Raw genomic sequence first — 16,499 nt, 5'->3', positions numbered from 1 at the left:
ACGGCCCGCCGGGTGGCTGCGGCCGCTCCCAGGATGCCGTGCCGGCCGGCCGGGACGCCGACCTTTCCCCGGAGCGCCGCGGTCAGGAGCAGTCGGAGTGGTAGGCGTACGGGCGGTCGGGGCAGTGGCGGCAGTCGAAGAGGTAGATGCCGCCCATGTCCCCGAGCATGAGCCCCGGCGGGCGCTGGATCCGGGTCCGCTCCTCGTAGGGCAGGTCCCGGACGGTGCCCGTGGCGGGGGTGTCCTCGACGGGCAGCCAGGTGCGCCGGCTCTCGCCGTCGAACTCGCAGCTGTTGACGGTGAGCAGGTGCTCCATGCGGTGTCCGCAGCCCGGGCAGTCCGGCCAGTACGGGTCCTGCGTCCAGGTCGGGTATCCGCCGGCCTTGACGCCCGGGGACACCGAGAGGTGGGACCAGTACGACCAGCCGGTCTCCTCCTCCACCTGCTCGAACCGTTCCTCCAGGGCCTCGAAGACCTCCGCGGGCAGGTCCCGGTTCGGGTAGTCGACGACCCGCTCCGGGTGCAGGACGCACGGGTCCGGGAGGTACTGGGCGGCGGCGCCGGCCGGGCGGGGCGGCTCGGCCGTGCGCGCGTCGGCGCAGTCGGAGGCGGACCTCCAGCGCAGCTCGGGGCGCGGGACGTAGCCGGCCTCGTGGTCGAAGGGGCACCACAGCACCTGGAGGAGGTCCGTGCCGGGCGGGAACGGCAGTTCGGGGACGTCGGCGGCGAAGAGCTGCAGCACCGGCACGAGGGGAAGCGGCTCCGGCGCCGGCGGCGGGGAGAACGCGGTCCGCGGGTGGTCGTCCTCGCAGTGCGGCCACGGCTCCGCGCGCGGCCACAGCAGGGGCCCGCCCAGCGAGCTGTCCCGCACCCCGGGGGCACCGGACCGGGGGTGCAGGCGTACGGCGTCCCTGCGGTGGGCGGCGACCTCCGGGAACAGGGCCTCCACATCGAGGGGCCGCGGCGGGGTGGTACGGGGCATCGAACGGGCTCCTGGGGCATCGGGATCCGGCACTGAGGGCAGCGGGATCGGCTCGGCGGGCGACGGCGGGCGGCCGACGGCGGGCGACGGGCGACGGGCGACGGCGGACGGGCCCCGGTCGCGGTCGCGGTCGCCCACTGCCGGGGCAGCCCGCAGCGTATCCGCCCCCACTGACGGCCCCGCGCCCCGCGCCGTGCCCGCCCCGGACTGCATGGCCGTGTTCGACGTCGACTTCGGGCACACCAACCCGCAGATCCTGTGGCCGCGCTCCGCGGCACGGTGACCGTCGACGGGCCTGCCCGGCGGATCACCGTGCAGTACTGGACAACGCCGCCCCCCGAACGGCTCTGACCTGCGCCGACGGTGGGATGTGTGCGCCTGTGTGCGCCCGGGCCTTGCGCCCCACTGTGTGGGGGACGGGGCGGGGGCGTCGGGGTGAACCTCGGGCGGGGGGCGGGTGTCGGGCGTGCGGGGGTTGCCGCGGCCCCGGCATGTGGAGGGCATGCCCAGACGCCCCCTGCTGCTGCTCTGCAGCGCGCTCGCCCTCGCCTCCTCCCTCCTCGCCTCCGCCCCCGGCGGGGCCGGCGCCCGCCCCCGCGCCGAGCCGGTCCCGGTCGACGAGCTGCGCCGCCAGACCATCACCGTCGACCGCGCCGAGTACGCCGACCTGTGCGCGGGCCCGCGCGAGGGCCGGCCGCTGGAGCACACCATCAGCTTCTTCCCGGACGTGTCCGTACGGGCCGTCGCCGAGCGCATCGAGCCCCGGGACGCGGCCGGCACCGTCAGCTTCGCCGGCCACGACGCGGACCGGCCCGAGCGCACCGTCTACCTCAACGTCACCGGGGCCTGCGACGCCGACGGCGATCCGGTCGCGGTCGACGCCCTGTACGACCGCGGCGACCGGGTGTTCCGGATCGCGCCGCTGCGCAACGAGCCCGGCAGGGCCCTGGTCACCGAGGAGGATCCGGCGCTGCGCGAGCGCCCGGCCGCCGACGACGCCGACGAGCAGTACGCCCCGCCCGGCGGGGGCGCGCCTCAGGCGCGGGCGCGCGCCGCCTCCGACAAGCCGGTCGTCATCGACATGGTGGTCGGGTGGACGCCGACGGCCGAGTGGGCCATGGGCGGCGCCGACGGCATGCTCAACCGGGTCGCGTACGCCGAGTCCACCATCAACCAGGCGTTCGCGGACAGCGGGGTGCGGGCGAGCGTGGACATCGTCGCCACCTACCGGGCGAACTACTACGGGGAAGAGACGGCTTCCGTGGTCCACGGCAAGCTGTCCGATCCGCGCGACCCGGAGCTCGGGGCGTACGCCTCCCAAGTGCGCGAGGCGTACGGCGCGGACGTCGTCGGCCTGATCGTGCAGGTCCCGGCCGGCACCAGCACCGGGCAGGGGAGCCTGCCGATGCCGCCGAGCGAGAAGAGCGACGCCCAGGCCTACTCCGTCACCGACGTCCACTCGATCGTCGACTGGTACAACTTCGGGCACGAGGTGGGCCACAACCTCGGCCTGTGGCACGACCGGACCACCCTCGACCAGCAGGCGGGCGGCGCCGACTACCGGCCGTACCTGACCACCCCGTACAGCACCGGCTTCGTCACCCCGGACCGGCGCTGGCACACGCTGATGGCGTACTCCAGCGCCTGCGGGCAGCCGTGCTCGGCGGTCAACCAGTACTCCAACACCGCCAACACGTGGTGGGGACAGCCGCTGGGCGACGCGTACGACAACAACGCCGTGGTCGCCCAGCTCACCACGCCGGTCGTCGCGGGCTACCGCACCCCGACGCAGACGCGCCTGCGGTACGGGCTGGAGCTGGCGGCGTGGCCGGCGGAGGGCGGCACGGTCCGGCCGACCACGTGGGGGCCGTACCGGCCGGGTACGGGGGTCACGGTGACGGCCGGGCCGAAGCCGGGCTACCGGTTCTCGGGGTGGGTGGTGGACGGCGTCCTGCAGCTGAACACCCTCACGTCGCATTTCCTGATGTTGCATCAGAACCGCACGGTGACCGCGCAGTTCGTGCGGCTGTGAGCCCTGTCCCCGGTTGCGGCCCCGGCCAGCGGCCGAGGCGGTCCAGCGCCGCGGCCAGCTCCGGGGCGTGGGCGGCGAAGGGGCCGAGGTCGGTGGCCCGGGCGAAGGCCGGGGAGTGTCGGTGGTCCGCGAGGCGGGCGAGGGTGCGCAGGCCGTGGTACGCGGACGGGCGGGGCGCCGAGGCCTCCGGTGGGGCCTGCGGTGAGGCAGGCGGCGGGGCGAGGCCCGCGGCGACGGCGGACAGCGTCTCCTCGAAGAGGCTCTGGCAAGCGCGGATGCCGCGCAGCATCACCTGGTGGAAGCGGTCCTCGGGGCCGATGGGGAAGCGGTGCTCGGCGATCACCGGCCCGGTGTCGATGCCCTCGTCGACCTCGTGGACGGTGGCGCCGTACGCGGTGTCGCCGTTCAGCAGCGCGAACAGGACGGCCACGGACGGCAGTCCGCGGTGCTGCGGCAGCAGCCCGTTGTGGACGTTGACGATGCGCAGGCCCAGGGAGAGCAGCGGCGCCCGGAAGATCTGCCGGTTGTTGACGGACCAGACGATCCCGTCGGTGCAGGCGGCGGCCAGCTCGGCGGCGCGGGTGTTGACGTCGGGCGCGGCCACGTGCGGGGTGCCGGGGCCGGCGGCCTCGGCGTCGAGCTTGTCGGCGGAGCAGACCAGGTCGACGCGGTGGCCGCGGGCGGCGGCGTGGGCGACGGCCCGGCGCAGCAGGGCGCCGTCTCCGACGAAGATCATGCGGGTGCCTCCTCGCGGGCGGCGGTGAGCCGGGCGCAGACCTGCCCGAGGGTCAGGTCGCGGACCAGGCAGGCGAGGTCCTCGGTGAAGCGGCGGGCCTGGTCGGGGGTGAGCAGGTCGGCGCTGACCGCGCTGAGCATCTCGACGAGGGCGAGGGAGTCGCCGCCGAGGGCCTGGAAGTCGGAGTCGGCGCCCAGGCCGGCGGCGTCCACGCCCAGGACGGCCGCCCAGTGGCCGGCGACACGGGTCCGCAGGGCGGCCTGGGTCGGGGGCGGTCCGGCGGCGTCGGGGTCGGGGTCGGGGGAGGCGGCCGGTGCGGCGGCGAAGGGGTCGGGGAGGGCGTCGAAGTCGGTCTTGCCGCTGACGGTGGTGGGCAGGGCCTCGACGGTGACGACGTGGGCCGGGACCAGGTGGCCGGGCAGGCGGCGGGCGAGCTCGGCGCGCAGGTCGTCGGCGGTGACGGCGGGGGCGGTGCCGGTGTCGTCGTCGGTGGTGGCGGTGTCGTCGGTGGCGGTGGCGGTGGGGACCGCGTACGCGACGAGCACCGCTGCCGTCGGAGCCGGCGCCGGGGCCGCGCAACGACTGCCGGACGGCGGTCGGCGGCGTACGGTCACCGCGGCGCGGGCCACGCCCGGGAGGGCCTCCAGGGCGGCGGTGACCTCGGCGGGCTCGATCCGGTACCCGGCGATCTTCACCTGCCCGTCGGCGCGCCCGGCGAACGCGACGGCCCCGCCGGGCAGGCGGCGGCCGAGGTCGCCGGTGCGGTACGCGCGCACGCCGTCGGGCCCGGTCGTGAACGGCGAGGAGGCGCCCGGCTCCTCGGCGGTGTGGCCGAGGTAGCCGCGGGCGACCTGCACGCCCCGTACGACGATCTCCCCGGTGCGGCCGGTGTCGCCCGGGCCGGTGCCGAGGATCTCGCCGTCCTCGGTGACGAGGTCGACGCGGGTGCCGGGGCCGGGGGTGCCGAGCGGCAGGGAGGAGCCGGTCTCGGTGTCGTCCACGACGTGCGCGAGGCAGGCGACGGTGGCCTCGGTGGGCCCGTAGCCGTTGATCACCCGGCAGCCGGTGCCGAAGGCGGCGTACGCGGAGCGGACGGCGGCCGGGGTGAGCTCCTCGCCGCCGAGCAGCAGGGTGCGCAGGCGGCCGCCGCCGTCGCCGCCGAGGAGGGCGAGGTGGGACGGGGTCAGCGCGAGGGTGTCCGCGCGGTGCTCGCCGACGAGGGCGCGCAGGACGGCGGGGGACGGGGCGTCGGGGGCGAGGACGGCCGTGCCGCCGGCGAGGAGCGGGAGGAAGAGGGGGAAGCAGGAGATGTCGAAGGCGTAGGAGGCGGCGAAGCCGAAGCGGGTGGCTTCGCCGACGCGGCACAGCTCGGTCATCCAGCGTACGAAGGCGACGAGGCCGCGGTGTTCGACGAGGACGCCCTTGGGGCGGCCGGTCGAGCCGGAGGTGTGCATGACGTACGCGAGGTCGTCGGGGGCGGGGGCCGGGGCGGTGGCGGCGGCCGGGGCGATGCGGGCGGGGTGCGAGGGGGTGGCCGGGATGTCGTCGACGGCGAGCAGCTCGCCCGGGACGAACGGGGCGAGCCCGGCGGCCAGGTGGCGGCGGGTCAGGGTGACGGGGGCGGCGCAGCCGTGCAGGACGTCCCGGACGCGGGCGCCGGGGTGGGCCGGGTCGAGGGGCACGTAGGCGGCGCCGGCCTTCAGCACCCCCCACAGGGCGCAGACCCCCGCCGGCGTCCGGTCGACGACCAGCCCGACCAGGTCCCCGCGCCGTACCCCGCGGCGCACGAGCTCGGCGGCCACCTCGTCGGACCGCCGGTCGAGCGCGGCGTACGTGACGGCCCCGGCGGGCCCGTCGAGTGCCACGGCCCCGGGGGTCCGGGCCGCCTGCGCCCGGAACAGGTCGACGACGGTGAGGCCGTCCGAGGGCTGGACCGCCTCCGGGCCGGCGCCGGCCCCGGCCGCAGGCCCGGGCGCGGGCGCGGGCGCAGGCCCGGGCGCGGCCGCAGGCCCGGGCGCCACCGGGGCCGCGTCCGCGCGGGCTTCCCCTGCCGCAACTCCCGGCCCGGCGGGCCCGGTAGGGAGCTGCCGCTCCCGCGGTGCGCCGGGCCGGTCCGCCGGAGCCGCGGGGGCCTGCGGGCGGCGCGGGGGCGCGGTGGTGGTGTCGGTGGCCAGGCGGGCGAGGACCGCGTCGAGGAGGGCGTCCGCGTGGGGGCGGAGGAGGGGGTCGCGGGCGCGGAGGCCGAGCGTGATCTCCGTCCGGGTGCCGGTTTCGGCGGCGGCGAACGACAACGGGACCAGCGGTGCGTGCACGGGCAGCGCGTAGGCGGTGGCCGCGGTGAAGCCGCCGCCGGACAGCTCGGCCGGGTCGAGCCGGCCGAGGTGGGAGACCACCGCCGAGGCCAGGTGGCGGTCGGTGCGTACGGCGGCGGCCTGGGCGGTGCGCAGCAGGACGGCCACCGCCGGCAACGGAAGCCGGGCCAGGCCCGCTTCGAAGCCGGCTGCGAGTTCGCCGCCCTCGGCGAGCGCGGACAGGAGCCGGCTGTGGGCCGCGGCCCAGTCCTGGCCGGGGCGCAGGTCCAGGAAGAGCGGGAGGGTCAGGTTGCCGGTCGCGGCGAGCTGCGGGCGGTGCCGGCGCAGGTCCACCGGGACCATGACACGGGTGTCGAGCCGTGTCATGTCGGCGAGGGCCTGGGCGAGGCGCGCGGTGAGCGCGGGGTGCCGGCCGGGCAGGGTGCGGCGCAGCCACAGGGTCTGCGGGGCGGCCCCGGCCGTACCGCGGCCGAGCGGCGAGGGCCGCCCGGGAAAGGGCGCCGGGCGCCGGTGGCCGCGGGCATTAACGGCGTTAACGCCCCCGCCCGCCCCTGTGCCCGCGCCCGCGCCTGAATCCCCTCCGGCGCCTGCTCCGGCGCCGGGCCCGGTGCCAGTGCCTGTGCCCCTGCCGGGGTCCGCGCCCGTGTGGCCGGTGCCGGCGGGGAAAACACCCTCGGCTGCCAAGGGGTTGGGAGCTTCGGGGTGGGCGCGATCGCCCCGGAAGGCGGCGCGCACGGCCTTGAGCGGGGCGGGGGCCGGGACGCGGCGGGGCCGGGTGCCGCGCAGGGTGGGGAGGAGGGTGTGGTCCGTGGTGGGGGCGGTGGCCGGGCGCGCGGGTTCGCCGCGCAGGGCGCGGTAGACCTCGCGGACCCAGGTCAGGGCGCCGTGGCCGTCCATCACGGCGTGCGAGGCGCTGAAGACCACCGCGGTCCGGGCCCCGCCCGCACCGGGTACGACCAGCACCTCGCAGCCGGGTGCGGCGTCCGGGTGCGCACGACCGGTCAGGAGCCGGGCGGTCTGCGGGTCCGAGGGGTCGAAGCGGCCGGCCGCCTCGGGCGCGTACACGATCCGCGGGAGCGGGCCGTCGGCCACCCACAGGGCGCCGCGGCGGCGCAGCCGCGAGCCGGGGCAGGCCTCTGCGGCCCGGGCCACGGCGGCCCGCAGCCGCCCCGGGTCGGGCACGCCGTCGCCCTCGACGACGATCCGCAGGGCCATGGCGCCGCGGGCCTGGCCCGCGGCGAGGTACAGGCGTTCCGTCGGGGACACCGGCCTGCTGTGCAAGGCGGCAATCTCAGGGCGAGGGCGAGGGTTGTGGTTCTTCATCGGGGGCTGGTTCCTCGGGTGGCCGGGGTGCGGGTGCGGGCGGTCCAGGCGGGGACGCCGCCCTGCGAGGCCACCCAGCGCGCCAGCTCCCGCAGCCCGTCGGCGCGGGTGCGGGTCGGCTCGTAGCCGAGGTCGCGGCGGGCCGCCCCGATGTCGTACGTCGTCGAGCGGGTCAGCAGGGCCAGCATGTAGCGGCTGAGCGGCGGCCCCGCGGGCGCGTCGGGCCGCAGCCGCCAGGCGGCCTCCACCGCCGCGGCCAGCGCGCGCCCGACCGGCAGGGGGATCCGCCGGCCCGGGGGCGGGCAGCCGAGCAGTCCGGCGACCTCGGCGAGGAACGGCCACAGGTCGGTGGCCTCGCGGTCGGCGACGAAGTAGGCGCGCCCGCCGATGCGTTCGGGGTCGGCCGAGACGGCGGCCCGCAGGCAGGCGTCGACGGCGTTGTCGACGTGGCAGAGCGAGACCAGGACCCGTTTGCCGCCCGACAGGTCCGGGAGCCGCCCGGCGTGCATGGCGGCGACGAGCTTCGGCAGGAACCCGGCGTGGTCGCGCGGCCCCCAGATGCCCCGCGGGCGCACCGCGCAGGTGGTGAACCCGGGCGCGTCCGCGGCCCGTACGTGCTGCTCGGCGACGGCCTTGGTGGCGCAGTAGTCGTTGAACCAGCGCGACGGGAACGGGGTGCTCTCGTCGATGCCGAGCCGGTCCCCTTCGCGTACGCGCATCAGCGCACTCGGGCTCGACACGAACACGAAGCGCTGCGCCCCGGCGGTACGGGCCGCCTCCATCAGGCGCAGCGTACCGGTGATGTTCGCGGCCGTGAACGCGGCGCGGCTGCCGTGGTCCACGACGCGGGCCGCGCTGTGCACGACGGCGTCGCAGCCCTCGGCGGCGCGCATCAGGGAGTCGGGGCGGGTCAGGTCCCCGGTGGCCAGTTCGACGCCGGGCAGGGCGCGCAGCCGGGCCGTGTCGCTGCCGGGGCGCACCAGGGCCCGTACGCGGTGGCCCTCGCGCAGGCAGCCGTCGACGAGGTGGCCACCGAGGAAGCCGGTGGCGCCGGTGACCAGGATCTGCTTCACAGGGCCCGCCACCAGGTCGCGCCGTAGAGCATGGTCAGGGCGGCCGCGGCCGGGCGGGGGACCCCCGCGGCGCGGGCCCGGGGCAGGGCGAGCGGGAGCTGGGCGGCGTGCCCGGCGATGCTCAGGGCGGCGTCTGTCCACCACAGCAGGCGCAGCGTGCGGGAGTCGGGCACGCCGGCCGTGGCGGCCCAGACGGCGCCGCCGAGGAGGTACGCCCAGCCGGCGAGCGGCACGAGCCGGGGCGCGCCGGCGCGGGAGAGCAGCGGGGCGGGCGGGGTGAGGCGGCGCTCGGCCCAGCGGGCCAGCTCCTCGCGGCCGATCTTGGCGTTGTGCCGGATGTCGACGGGGAAGCCGGGGTGCTGGAGGAACTCCTCCAGGCCGGTCGTGGGGGCGTGGGCGGCGGCCAGCTCGCGCAGTTCGGCGACGAGGCGCTGCCAGGCGGCGGGGTCGAGCTCGCCGTCGCCCTCGGTCTCCACGCAGACGACGGGGCGCTGGGCGCGGGGCCGGTCGCGGCCGCCCTGGCCGCCCTGACCGCCCTGACCGCCGCCACCAGTACCGCCACCGGCGGCGCTGCCGCCCCGGCCGCGGCCCCAGCCGCTGTCGGCTCGGGGGCGAGAGTCGGGCCCGGGGGCGGCGGGTACGGCGCTTCCCACCCCGACGAGGGCGGTCCGGCGTACCAGCGGGTGGGCGTTGAAGACGCCCTCGCAGCGCACGGTGTGCAGGTCCCGGTGCTCGGCGCGCACGCGCTGGGCCGCGCGCCCGCAGAACCAGAGCCGGCCGTCCTCGTCGAGGTAGCCGAGGTCGCCGGTGCGGTGCCAGGTGCGGGGGGCGTCCGCCGGCGCGGCTGGCGCCGCGGCGTCGTCGTCGTGCTGCGGCGCCTCGGCGACCTTGTGCAGGCGGTTCGCTTCCGGGGCGCGGTGGTAGCGGGGGCTTACGGAGTCGCCGTGGACGGCGATCTCGCCGACCCGCCCGGTGGGCAGGGGCGTTGCGGGCCCGAGCGGCGGCATCGGCCCGTCGGTGACGGGCAGGATCACCACCCGCGTCCCGGGCACGGGCCGTCCGACGCAGGTTCCGGCCCCTTCGGCGGCCCGCACGGCGGTCCCGCCGGGGGCCGCGGCGTCCGGGCCCAGTAACTCCCCCGCCTCGATCGAGGTGATCGGGAGGACCTCCGTCGCGCCGTACGTGACGTGGATGCGCGCGCGGTCGTCCAGGACGCGGCGCAGGGCGGCCACCGTGGCGTCGGGGACCGGCGCGCCGCCGCCGACGACGCAGCGCAGGGCGGGCAGCGGGTGGCGGCCGGGCTCGGCGGCGGTGAGGTGGGCCGCGAGGGTGCGCAGCAGGGCGGGCGAGGCGAACATCGTGGTGACGGCGAACCGTTCCAGCGCGTCGACCACGAGCTCGGGGTCGGCCTGGGCCACCCGGGAGGGTGCCAGCGGGGCGAGGACGAGGGTGGATCCGTAGACGAGGTCGAGGACGCCGTAGAAAGGGAGGGTGACCAGCGAGGTGTCCTCGCGGGTGCGGCCGTGGACGGCCTCGATCTGGCGGGCGATGGACAGCGCCATGCGGTGGGTGTACTCGACTCCCTTGGCGGGACCGGTGCTTCCGGTGGTGAAGCCGATCATCAGCAGGTCGCCGCGGCCGGCCGCCGCGGGTGCGGGGCCGCCGCTGCGGCGCCGGCCGGCGGCGCCGAGGGCGCGCAGCGCGGTCAGGGTGCGGGCGCGGCCGAGCCGGTGCCGGCCCAGGGTGACGGGAACGCGTACTTCGGCGAAGGTGCGCCGGCCCAGCACCCGGGCCAGGTGGGCGAGCGGCGGGCCGATGAACGCCTCGGCGCCGACGGTGCGGTAGCAGTGCAGCATGCGGCGCACGCCCATGCCGGGGTCGACGACCACGGGTACGGCGCCGACCCGGAACAGGGCGAAGGCGAGGGCGAACAGCTCCGGCCCGGGCGGGGCCATCAGGACGGTCCGGGTGCCCTTGGTGATGCCGGCCCGGGTGAAGCCGGCGGCCAGTTCCTCGACGGCCTGCTGCAGGGCGCCGTAGGTGAGGGTGCGGTAGCGGGGGCGGGGACGGGGACGGTCGCCGCGCCGGTGCGGGCGGTACGGGCCCTCGGGGTACACGACGGCCGGCTTGTCGGGGAAGGCCCGGGCGTTGCGCTCCAGGAACGCGGCCAGGCTCTGCGGGTCGGCGTCGGGATGGGCGTCGGCGACATGGGCGTCGGCGTGGGTGCCCGTCAGGGGTGCGGTGCGGGTCGTCGCCGCCGTACGGGGGGTGGTGGCTGCCATGCCGGTCACCACCCCTGCGGTCGGTAGGAGGCGCAGGCGGCGGCGGGGCCGGCGCCCGCGGTCACGAAGAGGAGGCCGTCGCAGTCCTCGGGCCGTACGCCGTCCAGGGCGCGCCGGTAGCCGAGGACCGGGGCCGCGGTGTGCGGCTCGCCCGTGATGCCGTGCGGCCCGTCGGCGGCTGCGGTGCGCGGTCCGACGACCAGGGTCCGGTCGAGGTCGAGTCCGAACTCCTCGGCGTAGGAGGCCACTGCGGCGGCGGCGAGTTCGCCGGCCCGGGCGTCGTGGCCGGGCGTACGGCGCACGGTGATGCGGGAGCGGCCGGCGGTGCCCATGGTGTCGAGGTCGAGATAGCCCCCGGTGTCGCAGGCGCCGTCGGTGCCGTCGGCGCCGTAGTGGCGGACGGGCCCGAAGCCGGTGCCGGGGTCGGCGGCGCGTTCGAGGAGCAGGGCGCCGGCCAGGTCGGCGTACGGGTAGTCGGGGTCGGCGGCGGCGTTGCCGCCGGGGTGGACGTCGGCGGCGGTGATGAGCAGCCGCTCGGTGGTTCCCGTCGCGAGGAGGGCCTGCCCGGCCTGGACGGCGTTGAGCACGCCGCAGGCCCCGTTCATCAGGTCGAAGGAGAACCCCGGGGAGGGCTGGGGGTCGGCGAGGTAGTCGAGGTTGATGCCGACCTGCTTCTGGACCAGGGCGGAGAGGGCCGGTTCGAAGGTGTTGTGCTCGCGGTAGACGCCGACGTTGATGAGGACGCCGACCCCGGACGCGGAGACGCGGGCGCTGTCGAGGCAGCTGCGGGCGGCGCGGCCGGCGAGGTCCACGGCCGAGGCGGGGGTGTGCGGGTCGGTGTGGACGGCGGTGGCGGCGGCGGTGATGACGATGCCCATGCGGCTCACACCCCCGCGCTGGTGATCGTGGCGGACAGGGCGCCGGTGACGACCCCGGAGGCGGCGGGCACCAGCAGGTACTTCGCCCCGGGGGCGACCCCGGGGGCAGCCCCGGCAGCGGCCCCGCTGCCGGAGGCACCGGCGCGGAGGTGCTCGCGCAGCGTCAGGAAGTGGGAGGTGGTCGCGGTGTTGCCGTACCGCTCCACGACGCGCGGCGACGGCGGCATCGCGGCGCCGAACTCGGCCTCGGCCGTCTGGTTCGCGTAGTCGATGAAACGGGCGCCGACCTGGTGCTGGATGACGTAGTCGAATTCCTCGTCGGCGAAACTGCGGCCGTCCTTGGCGAGGAAATCCGCGTGGAATCGCGGCCACAGTTTCAGCCGCTCGCGGTCGTGCATCTTCTTGTTGTCGGTGTAGAGGGCGATTCCCTGGGTGCGGTCGCTCGGCATTCCCATGCACAGGTGAGAGTATTCCGAGCAGGTCATGAGCTCGATGTAGTGGATGCGGTCGGCGGCGTCCACCGATGCGTCGAGGATGACGGCGGCCGCGGAGTCGCCGACCGAGAGGGAGGCGAACTGCGGGTCGTAGGAGTCGCCGATCTCGGCGGCGGCGGTGCTCGCGACGCGGGTGGCCTGCTCCCCGCTGACGACCATGCCGGTGCGCACGGCACCGGAGCGGATCATGCGGTCCAGGAGCCAGACGCCGGTCATCATGCCGGCGCAGGCGTTGGAGACGTCGAAGCCGATGGCGGAGCGGGCGCCCAGCTCCTTGGCCAGCATCCCGGCGAAGGAGGGCTCGAAGTGGAAGCGGCTGCCGTCCTTCACGCGGGTGATGGAGGCGCTGATGACGACGTCGAGGTCGGCCGCCCGGTGGCGGGAGACGGCCAGGCAGTCGCGGGCGGCGGCCAGGGCCATCCCGAAGGAGTCCTCCCCGGCGGCCGGGTCGGGGTCGTGGACGCGGCGCTCGGCGACGCCGGTGATCCGCTCTACGTCCGCACCGCCCAGGCCGGGCGCCAGCGCGGCCAGTTCGGGGGTGGTCAGGACTCCGGCGGGAAGAAAGGCGCCGAGGGCCTCTATTCGGCTGCGGCGCTCGGTGGTACGCATATTCGCCCTCCATGGCGATCCGCCTGGCGCGCCCTCGGAATGGGCGTGGGGCGGGAAATGGCAGAGGGTTGTCTGTTGCTGACGGACAGCGAAGTTACCGTAGCGTACGGATTTACCGGGGCCGGGCCGGAAGCGGCCGGAACGCCATCATCCGATCGATCTCAGCCAATCCCTCGAAGGGCGAATTCACGTCGGTGGCGGGGCCGTCGATCCGGCCGGGGCGGCGGGCGGGGCCCCCGGCCGGGGGCTCCGGGCCGGGTGCGGGTCGCTCCGGCCCGCTCCTCCGGGGCGCCCGGTCTGCGCCTGCACCCGGCTCACCCGGCGCAAAAGATGTCCGGAATCGCCCGGTCCGTCTTGACCGTGCGCTCGGGATCCGGTCGGGAACGGTTCGGGAACGGGTGCGGGCAGGATCGGTGGGACGTCGCTTGCAGGAGGAGGTTGCGGGGATGCGGTCCACCGAGATCGGCCCGTCGGTCGTGCCTTTGTAGGGGGTCGGGGCCTCGGGCTCCGGGCCGGGGATGGTCGGCTGCAGGCGTCGGGCGGCGGCCGGTGCCGCTGCGCGGAGCCTTCTCCCCGCCCCGCCCTTTCCCCGTATCCCGGGGCTCCGCCCCGGACCCCGTCCGCCTCAAACGCCGGCGGGGCTGGGGGATGCGGGGCTGGGTTGGGTGCGGGTGAGGGTTTCCTGGATGGCTGTGGCTCGGGCGTGGTGGGAGTGGGCGCTTTCGTGGTGGCCCAGGGCTTCCAGGGCCTGGGCCATTCCGTGCAGGGCGCGGGCCGCCTCGATGCGGTAGGTGATGGCCTCCGCGTTGCGGTACGCGCTCTCGTGCAGCTCCCGGGCCCGTTCGTGGGCGCCGCGCAGGTGGTGGACCCGGCCGAGGATGTTCTCCACGGCCGCCTGCCGCATCGCCGTCCCCTTCGAGCGGATCAGGGACAAGGACCGCTCGGCGTGGTCGGCCGCTTGGTCGGGGGCGCCCGTGCGCTGGAACGCCTCGGCGGCCAGGGCGAGGGCGAGGGCGAGGTTCTCCGGCATGCGGCAGTCGTCGGCCAGCTCCATGGCCCGTTCCACGGTGGCGAGGGCCTCCCGCTCCTCGCCGAGGGCCAGTTGGGCGATGGCCAGGTCGTTCAGGGCGGAGATCTCCTCGGCGCCGCTGCCGGCGCGCCGGCTGAGCAGGACGGCCCGTCCGGCGGCCTCGGCGGCCTCGCGGTGCCGGCCCGTCCAGGTGTACACCGAGCTCAGGTTGCACAGGGTGTACGCCTCCTGGCGGGCGTCGGCCAGTTCGCGGTGCAGCGCGGCGCCGCGCTCGAGGTGGCGGCGGGCGCCGTCGAGGTCGCCGAGGAAGCTCTGCAGCAGGCCGAGCAGGGTCAGGCAGACCGCCTCGCCGCCCCGGTCGGCGAGGCCCGCGGCGAGCTCGAGGGCCTCGGCGGCGGCGGTGACGCCGTCCTGGAAGCGGCCGAGCTTGCACCGGGCGACGGCCTGGTTGGACAGGCTCACCCGCAGCAGCCGGGGGTCGGCGAGCCGGCGGGCCGCGGCCACGGAGACGTCCGCGACCCGCTGGAACTCCTCCAGCTGGCTGCGCGAGTTGAGGTGGAAGATCAGGTTGCGGGCGAGCTGGGCGGCGTGCCGGGTGAAGCCGAGCTGCTCGGCGCGCTCCACGGCGGTCAGGAGGGCGCCCTGCTCGCGCTCGAACCAGGCCTCCGCCTCGGCGCCGTCCGCGAGGGCGGGACGTTCGCTCGGGCCCGCGCCGGTCCGGCTGCCGCCGGCGCCGAGCGGGGCCCGGCCGGGGAAGAGGATGCGGCAGGCCTCCTCCGCGGTCGTGAGGTAGTGGTCGAGCACCCGCTCGAAGGCGGCCAGTTCCTCCTGGCGGGTCCGCCCGCCGTGCAGGCCGTGGGTGAAGCTGCGGACCAGATCGTGCAGGACGTAGCGGCCCATCTCGCACTGGCCGATGAGGTTCATGTCGAGGAGGTGCTCCAGCGCCTCCTCGGCCGCGCGCAGCCCGGTGTCGAGCAGGGCCGCGGCCGAGTGGATCCCGATCTCGCGGCCCGGGTGCAGCCCGATCAGCCGCAGCGCGTCGCGGTGGGCGGTGTCCATGGCCTCGTAGCTCAGCTGGAGGGTGGCCTTGACGCTCTGGTCGCCGGAGCTGAGCTCGTCCATGCGGCGGGTCTCGTCGCCGAGCCGGTCCACGAGATGGCGCAAGGTCCAGCGGGGACGGCTGCGCAGCCGGGCCGCGGCGATCCGCAGGGCCAGCGGCAGGTGCCCGCACAGCGTGCCGAGTTCGGCGGCCGCCGCGGACTCGCTGCGCACCCGCTGCGCGCCCAGCACCCGGTGGAGCAGGGCGAGGCTGTCGGGCGGCGGCATCGTCCCGATGCTGAGCCAGTCCGCGCCGTCGAGGCCGGTCAGCCGGCTGCGGCTGGTGACCAGCACCAGGCAGCCTGAGGACGCCGGCAGCAGCGGCCGGACCTGGGCGGCGTCGGCCGCGTTGTCCAGCAGCAGGAGCACCCTGCGCTCGGCCAGCGTGGCCCGCCACAGGGCGGTACGGCCGTCGAGGTCCTCGGGTACGCGCTCCCCCGGCGTGCCGAGGGTGCGCAGCAGCGATCCGATGACGGTGCCCGGCAGGCGCGGGCTCTCACCCGGGGAGAAGCCGCGCAGGTCGGCGTAGAGCTGCCCGTCGGGGTAGCCGGCGGCCAGCCGGTGCGCGGCGTGCAGGGCGAGGGCGGTCTTGCCGCTGCCGCCCATGCCGTCGATCCCGAGGACGCGGGCGGCGGCGTCCGGCAGTTCGGGGCGGGCCAGTAGCCGCTGCACCTCGCGCTCGCGGCCGGTGAAGTCCGGCAGGTCCGGCGGCAGGGTGCAGGGTGCGCCGGACCGGAGCGGGGGCAAGGGTGGGGCCGGGGCCGGTGCGGGGGTCCGGCCGTCGGGCGGTCCCGGCGCGGCCAGTTCGGGGCCGTCGCGCAGGATCGCCTCGTACAGCCGGGTCAACCGGGGGCCCGGGTCGATGCCGAGGTCCTCCACCAGCAGCTCGCGGACCCGGCCGAACTCGGCGAGGGCCTCGGCCTGGCGGCCCGAGCGGTACAGGGCGAGCATGAGGTGGCCGCGCAGGGTCTCGCGCAGCGGGTGCTCGGCGATCAGCTCGCGCAGGTCGCCGATGAGTTCGCCGCTCTCGCCGAGCGCCAGGCGCAGTTCGACGAGCTGCTCCACCGCGGTGAGCCGGCGCTCCTCCAGGACGGCGGAGGCCGCGGCGATCACCGGGCCGCAGTCGGCGTGCATCACCGGGCCGCGCCACAGGGCGAGCGCACTGCGCAGGTGGTCGGCGGCCTCGGCGGGCCGGGCGGCGTCGAGGGCCCCGCGGGCCTGCTGCAGGCGGAGCGAGAAGAGGGTCAGGTCGAGCCGGTCCGGTTCGACGTCGGCGCGGTAGCCGGGCCCCTCGGTGAGGATCACGGAGGCGCCGTCCGGGATGCGCCGGCGCAGGTCGGCGACGGCCTTGCGGACCTGGTGGGCGGCGGTGGTCGGCGGCTCGTCGTCCCAGGCGGCCTCGACCAGCCGGGACACCGAGACCATCCGGCCCGGTTCGAGCAGCAGGGTGGCGAGCACCCGCGCCGGTATCGGCCCGCCGAGCCGCAGCCGCACACCCCCGACCCTGACCTCCAGCGGTCCCAGCACCGCGAAGCTGACGTCGCCGCTCACCCGGTCCCCCCGATCCGCCGAGACTGCCGAGAACTGCAGGCGGCCCCGTACCGGCTGCCGGCCCACGCTCCCGGATGCTAGGGGAGCCGCGCCCTCAAC

9 protein-coding genes are annotated in these 16,499 nt (G+C 76.8%); 1 reads left to right on the top strand and 8 read right to left on the bottom strand.

All coding sequences use genetic code 11. From position 1 onward, the window contains the following. Positions 1 to 82 precede the first annotated feature (82 nt). Entirely contained in the window at positions 83 to 982 is a 900-nt protein-coding gene (locus AB0F11_RS01430) for a DUF1963 domain-containing protein (protein ID WP_362166973.1), read from the bottom strand. Between the two features lie 502 nt (positions 983 to 1,484). On the opposite strand from AB0F11_RS01430, the gene AB0F11_RS01425 reads away from it, so the two are divergent. Further along, positions 1,485 to 3,014: a reprolysin-like metallopeptidase gene (locus AB0F11_RS01425; RefSeq protein ID WP_362166970.1), complete on the top strand. Its 1,530-nt coding sequence runs from the start codon at positions 1,485 to 1,487 to the stop codon at positions 3,012 to 3,014. On the opposite strand, the gene AB0F11_RS01420 is transcribed toward AB0F11_RS01425, so the two are convergent. The 7 genes from AB0F11_RS01420 to AB0F11_RS01390 form a co-directional block, all read right to left on the bottom strand. Beyond that, positions 2,950 to 3,750, bottom strand: coding sequence for a formyltransferase family protein (locus tag AB0F11_RS01420; RefSeq protein WP_362166967.1), 801 nt, complete (start codon positions 3,748 to 3,750; stop codon positions 2,950 to 2,952). The two genes, AB0F11_RS01425 and AB0F11_RS01420, sit on opposite strands and share 65 nt — an antisense overlap. Further along, positions 3,747 to 7,328: a non-ribosomal peptide synthetase gene (locus tag AB0F11_RS01415; RefSeq protein ID WP_362166965.1), complete on the bottom strand. Its 3,582-nt coding sequence runs from the start codon at positions 7,326 to 7,328 to the stop codon at positions 3,747 to 3,749. The genes AB0F11_RS01420 and AB0F11_RS01415 overlap by 4 nt, the downstream gene beginning before the upstream one ends. A gap of 53 nt (positions 7,329 to 7,381) precedes the next feature. Further along, positions 7,382 to 8,458, bottom strand: coding sequence for an NAD-dependent epimerase/dehydratase family protein (locus AB0F11_RS01410; RefSeq protein ID WP_362166962.1), 1,077 nt, complete (start codon positions 8,456 to 8,458; stop codon positions 7,382 to 7,384). Continuing rightward, positions 8,455 to 10,740, bottom strand: a complete 2,286-nt coding sequence (locus AB0F11_RS01405; RefSeq protein ID WP_362166960.1) for an AMP-binding protein — start codon at positions 10,738 to 10,740, stop codon at positions 8,455 to 8,457. Before AB0F11_RS01405 ends, AB0F11_RS01410 begins: the two co-directional genes overlap by 4 nt. Positions 10,741 to 10,745: 5 nt before the next feature. After that, complete coding sequence (locus tag AB0F11_RS01400) at positions 10,746 to 11,618, bottom strand: hypothetical protein (protein ID WP_362166958.1); 873 nt, start codon at positions 11,616 to 11,618, stop codon at positions 10,746 to 10,748. A gap of 5 nt (positions 11,619 to 11,623) precedes the next feature. Then, positions 11,624 to 12,721, bottom strand: a complete 1,098-nt coding sequence (locus AB0F11_RS01395; protein WP_362166956.1) for a 3-oxoacyl-ACP synthase — start codon at positions 12,719 to 12,721, stop codon at positions 11,624 to 11,626. A 625-nt stretch (positions 12,722 to 13,346) separates the two neighbouring features. Continuing rightward, complete coding sequence (locus AB0F11_RS01390) at positions 13,347 to 16,466, bottom strand: BTAD domain-containing putative transcriptional regulator (RefSeq protein WP_362166954.1); 3,120 nt, start codon at positions 16,464 to 16,466, stop codon at positions 13,347 to 13,349. Positions 16,467 to 16,499 lie beyond the last annotated feature (33 nt).

This window comes from Streptomyces sp. NPDC032472 (assembly GCF_040636955.1).
GTDB lineage: Bacteria > Actinomycetota > Actinomycetes > Streptomycetales > Streptomycetaceae > Streptomyces.
This window is presented reverse-complemented; position numbering and strand designations above follow the sequence as displayed.